This is a genomic window from Paenibacillus sp. LBL, assembly GCF_029893715.1.
In the GTDB taxonomy this organism is placed as follows: domain Bacteria; phylum Bacillota; class Bacilli; order Paenibacillales; family Paenibacillaceae; genus Paenibacillus_AQ; species Paenibacillus_AQ glucanolyticus.
This window is the reverse complement of the sequence record NZ_JARXYU010000008.1, coordinates 208955-224954: the sequence shown is the minus strand read 5'-3', so window position 1 is coordinate 224954 and position 16000 is coordinate 208955. Positions and strand designations below refer to the sequence as shown.

The following is a 16000-nucleotide window of genomic DNA, read 5'->3' as shown; positions in this document are numbered from 1 at the left end:
TAATTGTTAGATCGCCTTAACGTCCCGCCAAAGACAAGTTAAGGTGATTTTCGCTTTTTATAGACACAATACCGGCTTCCAGTTCGTTCATGATTGCTTCCTCTTCGTGACCAACATCATTTAACAAATCAATAAGATCTTCCAAAAGGTTATTTTCGGAGTATTGTCCGTCGTCGGTGACCGATAACATGATGGTTGACAGATTTTTCTTCATTTCCAGCAGAAAGGTCAATCGTCTGGAAGGTAGATAAATCTTATGAGGTTCAGCCTTGTCAGATTTAGAGCAGAAGTCTACTTCGTTTAGCTTAATGCCATACAGTTTGCACAAAGCAATTGCTTCAAGGCCTTCGATCTCGCTGGGATTGTCTTCATACCATCCCATTTTTTCCCTCGTAATTCCTGCTGCAAGTGCAGCATCCCCCAACGTCATACCTGCTCTTTCTCTAGCTTCTTGAATTGATATTTTACTTGTCATTTCGCTAACCTACCTTTCACTTAATAAATTCATGATGTCTATGATTTCGCGGCTATCGCTGATATATCGTTTATATGTCTTTTCGATCCATGCTATTGCTTCATCCTTGGTCTTTCTTCTTACCTCCTGCTTAATTGCAGCAACTGTCTTACCGTACTTCCTCATTGCCAACAGTTTGTAATATTCGTTCATGAACTGGATCGCTTTGGGGTTTTTTTCGTCCACCATCTCGATGTAAGTCCACTTAACAAGACCACGTCCAGAAAACAGATACTCACCCGGCAATTCGTCATGTTCAATTACATCAACACCCTTTTCTAAAAGAGGACGGGTTACATTTTCCTTCTTTAACCGGCGCATAACAACGTTCGGTGCATCGATCTGAGCTTGATAGGAAATGAGTCTAACATCCCGTTCGAAGTTTACATCCTCACCATGTTTTTGGAGCTGCTCAAGAACTGTCTTAACACCTAATGCGGCAAACGAAATGTCTTTAGCTTCCGGATAAACATGGTACATCCCACCCCAAAAAACAACTACTGCATAAGGTGAATATGGTTCTTCCTCATGGATCGGAAAGCCGAAAATCCTCCCGCCTTGTTGTTCCCGTATAACCTTGGCTTTTTCGCGGATTAACTCATTGTTCATCAGATTGTCCCTCCGGGTAGATGTGAGAACGATAATCTGAATTTGCGTCAGCTAAACATTTAGATAACACGACTAATGAAGTGCTACGTTGCTGCCAACCATTTGCAATTTCGTATTCCTTTGTATTGATTTTTTTAGAAGCGTTTTTCTGAGCCTCTTTAGATGCATTTATCAATGCATCTTCTGCGTCCAATAGGTCCTCGAATTCCAGGGAACGAACACATTCAATCAGTCTTTGCTCATGTGAATTTACGTAGAGCGGCAAGAGTTCTTCCGAATCCTCGAAATCCTCTGTATAAGCTCTAGCCTCGGCAATCCCTTCTGGAGAAATAACTCCGCCATTAAAGAACGCTGAATATTTACCATCAGTGATGCATATATCAACCTGACAATCAGAGATGTGTTTAAAAAACGAGGTTCCGAAAATATCAAAACATAATTCCAATTCTCCAAGGTGAACAACTATAGCGTCGCCACTCTCATCGTTAAAACGTTCAATGTACTCTGCCTTTACTGGTTGCGAAGTGATTGCCATAAAGGGATCGGCCATACCCTCTTTATTTAACTCCAAGCTACTGACAATATTGTGCTTCTGAAAAACATCAAATAAGTGAATTGTTTCAGAAGGGTCAATTTCGATCATTTTAATAGGTTCCATATTTAATTAGCTCCTTTAGATTGTTTTTTGATATTTCGGATAATGATTGCATGTTGCATCGGGTTCCTAAACCATAAGCGAGCCAGTTCAGGCAGCGTCACGATAGTAATCCCACCCGTCTTAACAAATCTGGAAACCGTTCAGGATAATAATGTGGTGCCGTTTCTCGCGGATTAGCTGGACTAATGATGTTTTTTCCATATTCAAGACCAGAATCAGTTAGGGACTTGAAAGTTTTGATCCTCCCTTTGCTGGATGGCCGCTCTCTTTCCTCCAATATACCGCCATTCAGGAGTAACGCATTAAATACCTTAGTTTGCATACCGATACTGTGTTTTTTCAGAAGCTCTGTCGCAGATTCCGTAAGAGGTTCGTCAGCATAACCCGGTAAAGGAACCGTTAGACCATATTGCCGATTGAAGTCTCCAAGCAACTTTAATCGGCCAGTATCAGGCAGTCTCAATACATTTGCCGCAACTTCAACCATATAGGCTGCCTTTTTAAAGTGGAGCAAGTCCGATTCCGTCCCGGGTAATGTATATTGCCCAGTCATCTGTATCGTCGGTAACATGTCTTCATAAAGCCAGTCTTGAAATTTTTCAGCTTTTGGCTTCTCTGATTTCCCTAAAACACGGTTCAAGGAAAGATTGGATATGAATGTTTCCCCTGTGTTGTTCAATTTCCGAATTCGGTGAATCGCCGAAGACGAGATTTGATTGTTCTTCACCAAAAAGACATGCTCTTTTTTGCAGAACTTGGATATTTCCTCGGTTCTTGCATACTCAAGAGAATTGGCTACGTTTTTTGCAAGGATTAGGAAGTCACCTTTGAACTGAAAATTAACATCTTCCGGAAGAAGGATTGTGACCTCTTGCCCTTCAAATAAAATCAAACTGTTATTGCTCATGCTTTTTCTCCTTTCATTTATGAGATTTTTCCCGACTTCACGGATCGGTTCAGGTGATGGAAATGCTTGTCCAAAAAATCTTTCATCAGGATTGCTCTAAACATCCAACGTCCGCCCTCACAGCCATTTGTGATCTCCTCCATCTCAAGTTTGAATTTTGGATTTAACAGAACGTTTGAGATAAGCCAGTCACGTTTACGACAAGTCTCATGCTCAAGTCTCTTCATGTCCCACCAAGTACCAGCTTCATCAAGAATTTTACCCATCTCTTCTTTAGCCAACTTTCTTACGAACTCATGATCAACAATTACCTGGACTGTTGCAGATGGTTCTTCGCCTTTAAATCTCTTTTTTCTGCATGGTGTTACACTGTTACTCATGCATTCCCTCCTATTCTGGTTTTATGTACACGAAATGTGATAAACAAAAGAAAAATACATTGCAAATAATCACTATATGTGATTTAATGGGTATAGAAAAGCTCTTCTATACTTTGATTATAGAACCTAGACACTTTCACCTTAGTTAAATCGCTACCTTTTCGTTTTTGTGTTTCTAACATAGCTAACATGCCATGAGATATTCCTATTTCCTTAGCGGCTTCAGAAATTGTCAAGCCCATCTTTTTTCGAGCATTAACCAATGTTTGATTCATTTTAATCACCCCCTTATCCTCACTAAATGTGATTGGTAAATCCATCTTACTTCACTATTAGTGATTCGTCAACTCTTTTTATCACTTTAAGTGATTTTATTATTTGTAATTATTTATTTAGGAGTGAATTCAAATTGAGAAACCTTAAAATCCTTGGGCCGAGATTAGCAGAACTTCGAAATAAAAGAGGTATGACACAAGCTCAACTTGCAACAAAACTTAAAAAATCAACAAGCACCATTGCTATGTGGGAGACAGGAAATAGAGATCCTGATTCAGATATGATTGTAAAAATTGCCATTGTATTTGATGTATCAACTGACTATTTGCTGGGTCGTACTGATGATCCAGACAACGGCTTAAAATATTCAGCGGGCAAAAGTGATAAAAATTGGAGCGAAAACTATCATAAAATTGAACGTTTTGCCAGAAAAGTATCTGAACAAGACCTAGAAAAAGCTGTGAAAATTTTGGACGCAGCTTTCGATCGTGCTTTTAGTGAAGAGCATAAAGAGGATGATGATGATATCTAAACCCAATTTTAAAAGAGCTGAACAGGCTGCTTATACACTACTGAAACAAAACCACATTAATCAATTACCAATCAAAGTAAAAAAGCTAACTAGAGGATTTAAAAATCTTCGGATTATTACTTACTCTCGGTTTGCAGAAGAGAATAACATGACTACGGATGAAGTTATCGTTTTTGCTGGAAGTGAAGAAGGCTGTTGTTATTACCGAAAGTCTGAACACAAATATATGATCTTATACAACGACTTAATTCAAAACGAAGGTAGAAGACGATGGACCATTGCTCATGAAATAGGTCACTACCTTCTAAAACATAATGAAATAACAAATAAGACGATATTATCAAGGAGTTCACTTACCCAACATGAATACAAAATATTTGAACAGGAAGCTGATTGTTTTGCTCGCTCTCTTTTAGCACCCACCAGTGTACTTTTAGCCCTTAAAAAGTTCAACGCTAATGATTTAAGCAAGTGGTGCTCACTTTCTATCAATGCGTCCACAAACATTTTAAAGTTTTTTAATAAGGGGATTGATTTGGGACGAAGACTAGACCCAAATGATAAGTTAGTCAAACTCTTTCGAGATTATATTTTTAAGAAGAATACTGAATACCAGTGTCTTCGATGCAAGGTTGTTTTTTACAGAACCTCACCTAGTTATTGTCCAGTGTGCAGAAGCAAAAAAATTAGTGGAAGGTTAGGGGAGTCACATATGATATACGAAGGATATGCATTAGATGAAAACGGACGAGCAAACCGTTGCCCTAAATGTGATAATGAGGAAATTATTGAAGGGGAATTTTGTAAAGTCTGCGGTGAATTTATAATAAATAGATGTGACAATAGATACCACGATAGAGATGGAGATCTAATAATTGAATGTGCGCAAGTAGCAGATGGAAACGCTAGATACTGTTTTCTATGCGGTCATGAAACAACATTTTTTAAAAATGGGTTATTACAGCAGTGGAAGATAGACTATAAGGATATAAAAAAATCCGAACTCCGGAGTGAACTTGAAGCTCTTGATGAAGAAGTTGAAATAGAAATACAAGAAGAAAAAGCTGAGAGGGATCGGGAACGAACTAGAGCTTCTCAGGTTGCTTTAAGATCCTGGTTAGATTCCTAAAGGGGGTGAGATTTTTAGATTTTAAACAAAGAGAAAGGGGAGGATAACATGGCTAGTTTTCAAAAATACACCACTAAAGACGGCGTTCGATGGATGTACAAGTATTACTCCACAATCGATCCAGTAACCGGGAAAAAGAAACAATCGACAAAGCGAGGATTTAAAACTAAAAAAGAAGCGCAATTAGATGCTGCAACAGTGGAGATAGAATTAACAAATGGTACATTTGTAAAGGAGAAGAATACAACCTTTGCAGAATTTGCTCCTAGATGGTTAAGTCTCTACAGTAAGACCCAAAATGTTAAGGATTCTACGGTCGCATCAAGACAAGTCTCGATTAACAGAATGTTAAAGAGTTTCAAGTATATTATGCTGAAAGATATTACTAGAGAAATGTACCAAGATTACCTGCTAACACTAAAGAAAGATGGCTACTCTAAAGAAACGATCATCAGCACCCATGCAACAGCCAAAATGCTATTTAAAAAAGCCAAGCAGATGGAAATAATTAAAATTAATCCGACCGTTGATGCAATAGTACCAGCATTCAATCAAACAATTGATGAACTAGAAAATGAAACGGAACTACCCAAATACTTTGAAAAAGACGAATTAATCAGTTTTCTTGAAATAGCTGAAAAACATGGAATGGATAAAGATTATGTTGTTTTTTTGACTTTAGCTTATACCGGGATGCGTGTAGGCGAACTATGTGCACTTAAGTGGAAGGATATAAACTTCGAAGAAAAAAGCATCAGCATAACGAAAACATACTGGAATAAAACGAACAATACCAGAAATTACACCTTGAATACTCCTAAAACTAAATCATCGAAAAGATTAATCTTAGTGGATGATGAACTAATTAATGAATTAAAAAAATATAAGACTCTTCAAAAAGAAATCATGATGCGCTATCGAAATTCATATCATGATCAAGACTTTGTATTTCCGAAGCTTACACAATTCCACGGTTACCCAGAAAAACCGAAAGTGATTGAGAACCGCTTGAAGAGGCTTCTAAGGCTTTCTGGACTAAATATGAACCTTACCCCTCACTCCTTTAGACACACGCATACCTCGCTGCTTGCAGAGGCAGGAGCGGAGCTATTACAGATCATGGAGAGACTTGGCCAGAAAGATGAGAAAATAACTCGTAATGTCTATATGCATGTAACTAAGAAATTGAAGAAGGATACCGTTGATAAGTTCCGCAAACTCATGAACGGCATTTAATTTCGGATATAATATGGTCAAAATATGGTCACAAACTTTATTCGTCGTCTAAGACCCTAATAAAACCGGGTTTATTTAATATCAGAGGAAATACCATTTCGGTTTTTCCGGCCCCGGTCACCGCCCAGATGAGAAACCGGGCGAGCCCCGCGGAGCCCCCTGCGGGCGGCTCCGCCAAAAACTGCAGCGCAGCGCCAGCGGCGGCGCTCTGCGCTGCGCTAAGCCCCCACCGGCCCAATGCCGCGGTGGGGGAACCCCCGGCCGTGCCCCGCACGGCCGACCCTGCTGCACCATGCAGCAGCAGGGCACAAGCGCGGCTGCGCCCCATGGCGAGGCAGGCCTCGCAATAGGCGCAAGCCGCCGAGCAGCACGCGGCGCATGCCGTGCGGCTACGGGCCTCGCTGCCGCATCGCCGGCAGCGGGGGGCCACGGCCCGGCGGCGGAGCCAGCCGGGCGAATGGCGCGGGGCGGGCTGTGCCAGTCCCGCTTCCAAGCGCAGGCGGCCCAGCAGGACGCCGAGCTGGGCCGCGGAGCGCCAGTCGCCGGTGTCCTCCCCGGCGACCTCCGCCAACAGAGCCTCGACCTCGCCTGCAAGCAAGGCTCGTCCTTCCATACACTGAATCAGCAGCTCTGCCTGCTGCATCAACACAGCTCCATGTTCAACAGTGCTTCCCATCTCCATCAGAGACCTTATTCGAGCTCCATTCAACAACTGTATCTCTTTGAACAAAGCGCCCCACTGAGGCCTGCTGACTTCAGGCTCTTGAAGTAAAGACCCCCTTAATCCAAGGAATACATAGTTCTGCCACTCTCGTACACTCCACTCATTCATTTCATTGATGGATCGAAATTTCTCGCGAATTTCAACAGCCCAGCCTAGCGGCATCTGGGAGGACAACAATACAAATATCGGATTATTTGCACTCTCATCCAACCATCGCTTCTTTCCATACCACCACTGAAAATCCACCCGCAGATCTAAGGAGAGACGACATTCCCATTTCTCGGATGTGCGAATAGCATATATAGCAATCTGCACGGACATCAACTCCAATATCAAGAGATATAAAGTGGGTAAAGGTCATGTGACTGATACTGTACTAGTAAGTTTAAGAAAGCCCATGTACCTATTCATTTTTTTCATTGTTTCAATTTGCTTTCAATTGCTATCAGTAGAGAACTAAGTTAGACAACATATCTAATCCTATTAGAGAGAAACATGATCATGAAGATGGACAGCCGATATTCACTCGAACCACTCGGCCGTTTCATATCTACAGCTGCACCTCCGTGCCAGGATCGTCACATCATCAATAGCTCCCCTTTTCGATGTCCTTTGTCGAATCCTGTCACAATATGTTTTTTTATAACACCAACGCACAATCCTATCCTCTAACAACTTTTTTGAAAAAATGCAAAAAGCACACCTCTCACCTACGCGGTCGGAGTGTGCTTCACGCCTTCAACAATATGAATATGATCCTGGGAGCTGAAACAACAACTTTTTGATGTCTAACCCTGTACATAAGGAATCTGAACTGCCTCCATCGAATGCCTCAGATCGATCCGTATCACTTCATCTTCATTCGAATCTGCCTCGGGTTCCCGTGATGCCTGACCATCGGATCTCCATGTCCCGTACACCAGTTCGATTCCGGACAAATGAGTCAGTCTTTGGACAATCTTCAGCGTATCATCATAAGACTGGTCATCAAGGACGGTGACACGCACACGCGTCCCGCTCAGCAGGGCATACCATGAAAGGGCTCTTAAATACCATTCCACCTGCCGCTCATGGTTGGACGTGATCAGCACATAATGCCTGCGCCGCCCCGTGCCTTCACCGGCTCTTCTAAGATGACGGGCATGCACGATATGAACCAGAGCAACAGCGATCCCGTACACCGCGAGTATCCACAGCAATTGGGCAACCATGAGACTCACCTCCTTCTCTTATCAACAATATATGCTGATCAGGAGGGGACGGTGACAGTTATGTAACCAGAGCCCACACTAAACTTGACGGGAACGGCTCTAACACAAATACACAGTTAGAATGTTGTTTTTGTTGCAATTATTGAGCTCGCTGAAAACTTATATGCTCTATAATATAACAAAAAGGAACCGCCCTTGGCAGTTCCCTCCCTATGTAAGACGCGTCCGTGCATTCGGATCGGCGATTACAACGTCACCCAGCCATATTTGATCGAGTTGATAACCGCTTGCGTACGGTCGTCCACTTCCATCTTCTGCAAAATGCTGCTGACGTGGTTTTTTACAGTTTTTTCACTAATGAACAGGTATTCTCCAATCATCTTGTTGCTCTTGCCTTCGGCCATTAGTCTGAGCACTTCCGCTTCGCGCCTTGTCAATGGGTTATTCTCGCCTGCCACAAACTTGACTCCCGCTTCGCGCGTACCGCTTTCCGCCATAGCGCCTGCTTCGTTTACATAAGTCATCCGACGAAGCTGTTGAATCAGCTTGCCTGTTACTTTTGGATGGATAAATGCATATCCCTCATGTACCGAACGGATCGCGTTAATCAGTGACTCGGCTTCCATATCCTTCAGGAGGTAACCGTTAGCTCCTTTGCGGAGCGTTTCAAACACATAACTTTCGTCGTCATGAATCGACAGTATGATAACCTTGATCTCAGGAAACATTTCACGTAGTTTCTCGGTCGCTTGAACACCGTTCTCTGTTGGCATGTTAATATCCATCAGCACGATGTCCGGTTTCACTTCGTTACAGAATTCAAGCACTTGAATTCCATCACCGCATTCACCGATGACGTCAATGTCGTCCTCCATATTCAGTATCCGCTTCAGACCCTCCCTAAACAGCTGGTGGTCATCGGCTAATAATACTTTAATAATCGCGTTCTCTTTCTCCATATGTTCCATCCGATTACTCCTTTCTCTTTTCTACGTTCGTCGGGATATGAATCACGATCTTGGTTCCCTGGTTCTCGGCTGAATCGATCTCCATTCTCCCTTCGAGCAGTTCAACCCTCTCCCGCATGCCAATTAACCCAAAGTGGTCCCTGCTTTTCTGTTCCAGCAATTCGACATTGAATCCCAGGCCATTGTCCTGTACAACGATTTTGACCAATTGCGCCTGGTAAGTAATCTCAACAAGCACATAAGTCGGGTAAGCATGTTTTGCAGCATTCGAAAGTGCTTCCTGCACCAACCGGTAGATGGCCGCTTCCATCGCAGAAGAGAGACGATGCTCTTTCCCCCGTGTCTCGAAGATCGTGCGGATTTTCGATTTCTCTTCATAATCATGCACATATTTACGCAGTGTGGGGATTAATCCTAGATCATCGAGTGCCATTGGACGCAGATTGAAAATGACTTTTCGCATTTCCTCCAGGCTCGAGCGAACCTGGCCCTTCAAATCTACTATTTCGTCCTGCACCATCTTAAATTCCTGCTTCGCGAGCATTCTTTCTACAATTTCCGTCCTAAGAACCAGATTAGCCAGAAGTTGGGCAGGACCATCATGAATCTCTCGGGATATGCGTTTCCGTTCTTCCTCTTGTGCCAGAATAATCTTCAGGCCAATCACCTGTCTGTTTTTCGCAGATTCAATGATTCGGGAAACCTGGCCCAGTTCTCCGGACAAGTATTCGAGCACCACGCCCATCTGAGATCCAATCGATTCTGCACGCTCCACCGAGTTCTCTACATTACGAACCCGCTTCTGCAGCTCGTCTCGTCTTGCCTTCAGATACATTTCCTTCTCCCGGTAAATCATGAGGTCAAGCTGAAGCTGCGTTGCTTTCTCATACGCCTGCTTGATATCCTCTTCCTTGTACCGGACAAAATCCCGGCTAACCTCGGTCAGCCGGATCCGGGAACGGCGATAGTTCAGCTCTAGCTGATCTACCTTCTCTAAAGTTTCCGTCGTTTCTTTTAATGTCCGCTGCAGTTCATGATTGAGAGACGCGAGCTCCTGCCGCGACGCCTCCAATATTTCGAACATCTGGTATTTGCTGTCCTCCATCACTTTGATGGCGTTTTTTATGACACGGTCGATGGCATCGGCTTGATAATCCACGCACTCTACTCCATTTCTAACGTTTCATATACATATCATACCATATCATGATTCGATCGTAACGGTCTTCGTGTTCTTGTCCCATTTTACTTTAAGGCCTAATTGCTCGGAAACGAGACGAAGAGGGACCAAAGTCCTACCACCTTGAACCATCGGTGCGACAGCCGCCGAACTGCGCTTACCGTTCAGGATGAATTCCTTCTTGCCTACCGTCAGTTCCATGAGCATACCGCCTCTCAACACACCTACCCGCTGAGCGGATTGGTTCCATGTTGCTTGCCCGCCGAAGGCATCTAGAACATGCTTAATCGGAACGTAGGTGGTTCCATTTTTCAAGATTGGCGCCGAATCAATTGCCACTTTGGAACCATTCAGCACGAGTGATTTTTGCCCAATAGTCATGACTGCTTTTCCAGTTGGAAGTCCTTCATTCCCTGATTGGGAAGGCATCATGAACCTTATATCGTCAAAAGATACTGAACCCGTCAAAGCGCGCTCATCCTGACCTTCTTCCACGTTGACCACATACAGTCGCTTCATCTGCGCCGGGAATGCAATGTTATATCCACTCAGATCCATGCTCAGAGTCTTCCAGCCGCTCCAATCGATCGCTTTCGCCAGATCCACATATACGGTTTTTCCGTTATTGTCCTTCAGTTCAGCGCGCAGCCAGTTCAGACTATTATCTCCTTCCACATCAATCGTCATGGACGTTGCTTGTGCAGGAATGGATTTCCCGGCTGTGCCGTTCAATTCCGCGTATGCGTACATTTTCTGTCCTAATCCGCCTGTCATATCATAGGACAAATTCAAGACCTTCGAGTTTGCTTTTGTTCCGCTGCCATTTTTAATTGCTGCAGTACCGGTAACTGCTGGCACATTCGTGGTGAACTTCACAGGGTAACTCACGTTCTCGAAGTTCTCCCATGTGCTCTCTCCTGCAGCAGATAAAATAACAACTGTGCTAAAGCCGTCATATCGTGCGATAGCATAACCAACCTTCGTATTGCTGTTGACGGAGGATACCGTCAGACGTCCGTCTTTTACACTTCCTTTAAATCCGATGAACTCCCATTTCAGTGCGCTGCTCGGCACTTCCAGGCTCTGACCATTGTTCGTTACGGCCGTGACCGGCACGGAAACGCTCGTTCCTGCCTGCAATGGAGCACTCGACACGCCTGTGGTCAATGCGGCGATATCGTCCGCACCTAACACCTTAACTTGCATGGTAGCTTTTGTGCTGCCGCTTACTGCTGTCAGAGTAGTTGTGCCCGGCTTGGTTGCCTTGATGCTTTGTCCGTTGACGGCCAGATTGCCGTTGCTGGCTTTCCAGGTCGGCTTAATGGAGCCGGCTTCTATAGGGTTATAATAGGTATCATAGCCTTTCAGTTCATACGTACCCATCTGCCCGATGAGCAGGGTGTTGCTTCCGCTTACCGTCAGACCTTTCAAGCTGCCCTTGGGTGCCGTTGAGAACACCCCAAGCGAGTTTACAATGCTGCGCTGCGTCGTGCCATATTCCGTGTTGAAGGTAAGCTCGGTATTGGTCTCGGCCAGTGGACGGTTGACCATCGTCGTCGAGCCGCCCCCGTCAAGGTTCATTCCCTTCCATACGCCAATCTTGGTCATGAAATCCTGCAGCTGCTGAAGGGTCATCCCCTTGCTATTGTCATTGCTCTCCGTAGCAATCAGATAGGCGTAACGTCCGTCTTTGGAGTAACCCACAGCTGTACGTGCCCGGCTTCCTCCAATCGAATTCACGTTTCTTGAGAATGACGTCGCCTTGCCGTTATCAACCAGAATGGTATGACCGCCAATCATCATTTGAAGTGTAGTTGGGTCCAGTTCCTTACCTGATTTTTTGGACACCAGCGCATAATTCGCGTCCAGCTTTTGGCCGACAGCCAGATTTTTTTTCACGAACTCTGCCGCAGCTCCATGGGTTCGCAAAATAAAGCTACCTTCCGGTATCGCTGTGGGCAATCCCGCCATCACTGAAATATCCGTAATGACGCCGTCCGTTACCATAACCTCCGTTGGCGTCGTCGAGCTGTTCTTAGGACGCTCAACCGCCTTCCATGCACTAGTGTAGATATAAGCTGTATTCGCATGGCTATACGTTGATCCGGTGCCTTCAGGCGCATAGGAGACTTTGTTCATGCCCGCAAGCGGGAATGAAGCTCCATTCTCAGCCGTAACACTCCCCGAAAATGCAAACTCGTCCAGAATCGGCGTTCCATCGTTCGTTACACCAAAAGCGTACATACCTTTCAGATCAGATGGCGTTGACATCAACAAACCACTCGATATTTGAGCACCCATCGGAGCCCCTTCGCTGCCGGTATTAAAAAAATCACCGTTAATCGCAGCAACCGCGCCGTTCTCCTTCGCCATTCCGCCCGTGCTTTGTCTCGTTGTAAATTGATTTCCTTGCCCTGTCATGACATCCAGCTTCACGTATTTGTTATTGAGATCCACGCGGATGACATTGGCTAGCGATTTTCCCCCAGTGCTGTTAATATACTGATATTTCATCAGAACAGCACCGGAAGTAATGATTTCTTCACCTAGTTTCTTGGCTGACGCGGATGCCGCATGAGCTACAGATGAAGACGATAGATTCTCTATAACCGGTATTCCGTTGCTAAGCGCAGGGCCTACCCAGATAACCCCTGCCAGTGTAATAATCAACCATTTTTTTCCTACGCCTGATTTCTCAGTCTTCAGTGTTTTCCCCTGACTAACCATGTATTCGTAACTCTCCCATCTCTCGTTCAACACGGATGCCGAACATTTAAAGTCTCTAATTAATAGACTTCATTTTTGAGAAAAAGTTACGATTTTGTTATAAAAAAAACACTTTCGCGTATCTTACATCAAGTTCTAGCAAAAATGTAGTAGCATTTTTTGAGAGTGTATGTAATTCAACCCTATGTTACTATAATTTCATCTAAAAGTAACTAGTTTGTCATAAACTATATTCCTCTTTTTCCAATAAATTATTAAAAAAAGCTGATACCCATAATAGGCATCAGCTTTATAATTGTTTCATTTTTGTAATAAGTCTGCGTCGGTTAATAGAGTAATGCTCTATTAATAAACGAATTAGCAGATATATAAGCAGTCGCTGACCATGATTTACTCTTCGAAAAGATGCCAAGGTTCGTAACTCAGCAGTTTAAAACTTTTCCAGATACGAAACTTAGTTCGCTGCAGCTTGTTCCTTCAAAGCTTCCACTTTATCTACGCGCTCCCAAGGAAGATCCAGATCGGTTCGTCCAAAATGGCCGTAAGCAGCTGTTTGCTTGTAGATTGGACGGCGCAGATCAAGCATACGGATAATGCCAGCCGGACGCAGATCGAAGTTGCCCCGCACAAGCTCCACCAATTTCTCTTCACTTACTTTGCCCGTACCGTAAGTATCAACACTAATCGAAACTGGATTTGCTACACCGATAGCGTAAGCCAATTGGATTTCACACTTGTCCGCCAGACCCGCTGCAACCAAGTTCTTAGCCACGTAGCGAGCCGCGTAAGCAGCGGAACGGTCTACTTTTGTAGGATCCTTGCCGGAGAATGCACCGCCGCCATGACGAGCGTAGCCGCCGTAGGTGTCGACGATGATTTTACGTCCTGTCAGACCGGCATCCCCTTGAGGACCACCGATAACAAAACGACCTGTAGGATTAATGAAATATTTCGTTTCTGCGTCCAGCAGCTCAGCTGGTACCACAGGAAGAATGACTTGTTCTTTGATGTCCTTCTGGATTTGCTCCAGAGTTGCTTCTTCAGCATGCTGAGTCGATACAACAATCGTATCTACACGCACTGGTTTATTGCCATCATACTCAACCGTCACCTGGGTTTTACCATCAGGACGCAGGTATTCCAGCGTACCGTCTTTACGAACCTCAGACAAACGACGAGCAATACGGTGGGACAATGCGATTGGAAGAGGCATCAGTTCTGGCGTTTCGTTGGTTGCAAAACCAAACATCAAGCCTTGGTCGCCAGCACCGATGTTCTCGGTCTCCTTGTCCACTTGGGAAGGATCACGATTCTCCAGTGCAGCGTTTACCCCCTGTGCAATATCAGCAGATTGCTCATTCAGCGATGTCAGCACCGCGCATGTATTAGAATCAAAACCGTATTTTGCACGGGTATACCCGATTTCCTTCACGGTATTGCGTACGATGGATGGAATATCCACGTATTCTGATTTAGTGCTAATTTCTCCAATGACCAAAACAAGACCCGTTGCCACGGAGACTTCACAAGCTACGCGTGCGTTGGGATCGTTAGCCAAAAATGCATCGAGTACCGCATCGGAAATCTGGTCACAGATTTTATCCGGATGTCCTTCAGTTACGGACTCAGATGTAAATAAACGTCGCCCTGTTAAAGACATGAGATCAACCTCCCATATGAATAGTATATGATATATCAAGAGGTCCTACACAAAAAATGAACCTTTTCCGATAGGAAAAGGTTTGAAATGTACAATCCTCAACATGCATATTAACTTATTTGTTACCAGGTGTCAATCCAGTTAGTGAGCTGATTCTCAAGGATTTTCTTGGTTTTTCATATCGAAGTTATTCAAGAATAAGTTCTTACCGAAATTATGAAAAACCTACAGTCTTCCCAGAATGCTTTGCTCGGCGTTCTGAACCAAACGCTTGGTAATTTCCCCACCAACAGATCCGTTCTCACGGGATGTCAAATGGCCCCATCCAGCACGGCGATTAGAGAATCCCCCTCCGATGGCTCCAAGTTCTGAACCAAATTCCGTATCCGCTCCATTTGAGCCGCCGCCGTAACCAACATGCAATCCAAACTCAGCTGCGATCTCATATTTCATCTGTTTCAGCATTTCACGGCATTCGGGTACCACTTGACGATTTCTACTACTTCGTGCCATGTTCAAACACCTCCTGTAATGGTATTTACAGAAGTTATTATTTGTCGAGATTACAGCCTTCACACGTATAAAACGTTGTCACTAATGGCAATAATTATGAGTAGGACTATACTGAATTAAAATCCAAATTCTCTGACATGTCTCTTGAAGGATGAAGCAATATCAGCAGGTACCTAACGCACACTAGTCGTTCGCTATTTAATGGTGTAACCGCCGCGTACCATGACAATCAGATTGCTGGTCTGTCCTTCTTTCACCTGAATGCCTCGGCCTTCACGTGGGAACGAGAGCAGATGATTCTTAGGCGCAGCTTGTCCATTCAATAAATCCTTACCATCTGTAAGGTCTGCAACGCCACTGGAGACTTCAGTGTAAATCACAGCATTACCTGAACGCACAATAAATTCTGTTCCAGCATCGGCAATTAATATCTTGCCAGGCTTCAGAGCAACGTTCTTGACTTCATCAGCACCTTGCGATGGCTTAGTTGGATTCGTTGGGTTGGTATTCCCTCCACTACCTCCATTCAGTGCTTGTTGAATTTGCTGATCTACGTAGCTCTTGGTGACGACTGGGTCATCGGTGGTGCCTGGAGTGGTGCCCGCGCCGTCGGCGGGGGTGTTGAGGTTATTAAATACCCAAAGGCTACCCATTAATAAAACTGCAGTTATAGTAAACTTCAAACGATTTGAACGTTTCATTATTCCAACCCCCTGATTTATGTAATAAAAAAACCGAATCCCCTTAAGAGGATTCGGTTTTGCTAAACATTTATT

The 16000-nt window shown here is 44.2% G+C and carries 17 protein-coding genes; 3 read left to right on the top strand and 14 right to left on the bottom strand.

Annotated elements, in window-relative coordinates:
- Nucleotides 1-16 precede the first annotated feature (16 nt).
- From M2277_RS18780 to M2277_RS18755, 6 genes are all read right to left on the bottom strand, one after another.
- A complete protein-coding gene (locus M2277_RS18780; RefSeq protein WP_280755340.1) occupies nt 17-475 on the bottom strand; it encodes a helix-turn-helix domain-containing protein in 459 nt (152 codons plus the stop codon).
- Between the two features lie 9 nt (nt 476-484).
- A complete protein-coding gene (locus tag M2277_RS18775) occupies nt 485-1123 on the bottom strand; it encodes a hypothetical protein (RefSeq protein WP_280755339.1) in 639 nt (212 codons plus the stop codon).
- Entirely contained in the window at nt 1113-1781 is a 669-nt protein-coding gene (locus M2277_RS18770) for a hypothetical protein (protein WP_280755338.1), read from the bottom strand. Before M2277_RS18770 ends, M2277_RS18775 begins: the two co-directional genes overlap by 11 nt.
- Nucleotides 1782-1878: 97 nt before the next feature.
- Nucleotides 1879-2688, bottom strand: coding sequence for a BRO-N domain-containing protein (locus M2277_RS18765; protein WP_280755337.1), 810 nt, complete (start codon nt 2686-2688; stop codon nt 1879-1881).
- A 17-nt stretch (nt 2689-2705) separates the two neighbouring features.
- Nucleotides 2706-3068 carry a DUF771 domain-containing protein gene (locus M2277_RS18760; RefSeq protein ID WP_280755336.1) on the bottom strand — a complete coding sequence of 121 codons (363 nt, stop codon included), beginning with the start codon at nt 3066-3068 and terminating at the stop codon, nt 2706-2708.
- Nucleotides 3069-3151: 83 nt separating this feature from the next.
- Complete coding sequence (locus M2277_RS18755) at nt 3152-3343, bottom strand: helix-turn-helix transcriptional regulator (RefSeq protein ID WP_280755335.1); 192 nt, start codon at nt 3341-3343, stop codon at nt 3152-3154.
- A 134-nt stretch (nt 3344-3477) separates the two neighbouring features.
- Between M2277_RS18755 and M2277_RS18750 the strand changes: the two genes are divergently transcribed.
- The 3 genes from M2277_RS18750 to M2277_RS18740 are packed head-to-tail and all read left to right on the top strand — an operon-like array spanning nt 3478 to nt 6241.
- The gene (locus M2277_RS18750; protein ID WP_280755334.1) at nt 3478-3876 is read left to right on the top strand and encodes a helix-turn-helix domain-containing protein; all 399 of its coding nucleotides are present in this window, start codon (nt 3478-3480) and stop codon (nt 3874-3876) included.
- Entirely contained in the window at nt 3860-5005 is a 1146-nt protein-coding gene (locus M2277_RS18745; protein WP_280755333.1) for an ImmA/IrrE family metallo-endopeptidase, read from the top strand. The genes M2277_RS18750 and M2277_RS18745 overlap by 17 nt, the downstream gene beginning before the upstream one ends.
- A gap of 48 nt (nt 5006-5053) precedes the next feature.
- A complete protein-coding gene (locus tag M2277_RS18740) occupies nt 5054-6241 on the top strand; it encodes a site-specific integrase (RefSeq protein WP_280755332.1) in 1188 nt (395 codons plus the stop codon).
- A 37-nt stretch (nt 6242-6278) separates the two neighbouring features.
- Here the strand turns inward: M2277_RS18740 and M2277_RS18735 are convergent, their stop codons facing one another.
- From M2277_RS18735 to M2277_RS18700, 8 genes are all read right to left on the bottom strand, one after another.
- The gene (locus M2277_RS18735) at nt 6279-7280 is read right to left on the bottom strand and encodes a hypothetical protein (protein ID WP_280755330.1); all 1002 of its coding nucleotides are present in this window, start codon (nt 7278-7280) and stop codon (nt 6279-6281) included.
- A 473-nt stretch (nt 7281-7753) separates the two neighbouring features.
- Entirely contained in the window at nt 7754-8176 is a 423-nt protein-coding gene (locus M2277_RS18730) for a hypothetical protein (RefSeq protein ID WP_280755329.1), read from the bottom strand.
- A 245-nt stretch (nt 8177-8421) separates the two neighbouring features.
- Nucleotides 8422-9144, bottom strand: a complete 723-nt coding sequence (locus tag M2277_RS18725; protein ID WP_006213063.1) for a response regulator — start codon at nt 9142-9144, stop codon at nt 8422-8424.
- Between the two features lie 4 nt (nt 9145-9148).
- The gene (locus tag M2277_RS18720; protein ID WP_006213064.1) at nt 9149-10303 is read right to left on the bottom strand and encodes a sensor histidine kinase; all 1155 of its coding nucleotides are present in this window, start codon (nt 10301-10303) and stop codon (nt 9149-9151) included.
- A gap of 45 nt (nt 10304-10348) precedes the next feature.
- Nucleotides 10349-13051: a stalk domain-containing protein gene (locus M2277_RS18715; protein ID WP_148248890.1), complete on the bottom strand. Its 2703-nt coding sequence runs from the start codon at nt 13049-13051 to the stop codon at nt 10349-10351.
- A 454-nt stretch (nt 13052-13505) separates the two neighbouring features.
- Nucleotides 13506-14711, bottom strand: a complete 1206-nt coding sequence (metK, locus tag M2277_RS18710) for a methionine adenosyltransferase (RefSeq protein ID WP_006213067.1) — start codon at nt 14709-14711, stop codon at nt 13506-13508.
- Between the two features lie 225 nt (nt 14712-14936).
- A complete protein-coding gene (locus M2277_RS18705; RefSeq protein WP_280755328.1) occupies nt 14937-15224 on the bottom strand; it encodes an alpha/beta-type small acid-soluble spore protein in 288 nt (95 codons plus the stop codon).
- Nucleotides 15225-15418: 194 nt separating this feature from the next.
- Nucleotides 15419-15877, bottom strand: coding sequence for a hypothetical protein (locus tag M2277_RS18700; protein WP_481857778.1), 459 nt, complete (start codon nt 15875-15877; stop codon nt 15419-15421).
- Between the last annotated feature and the right edge of the window lie 123 nt (nt 15878-16000).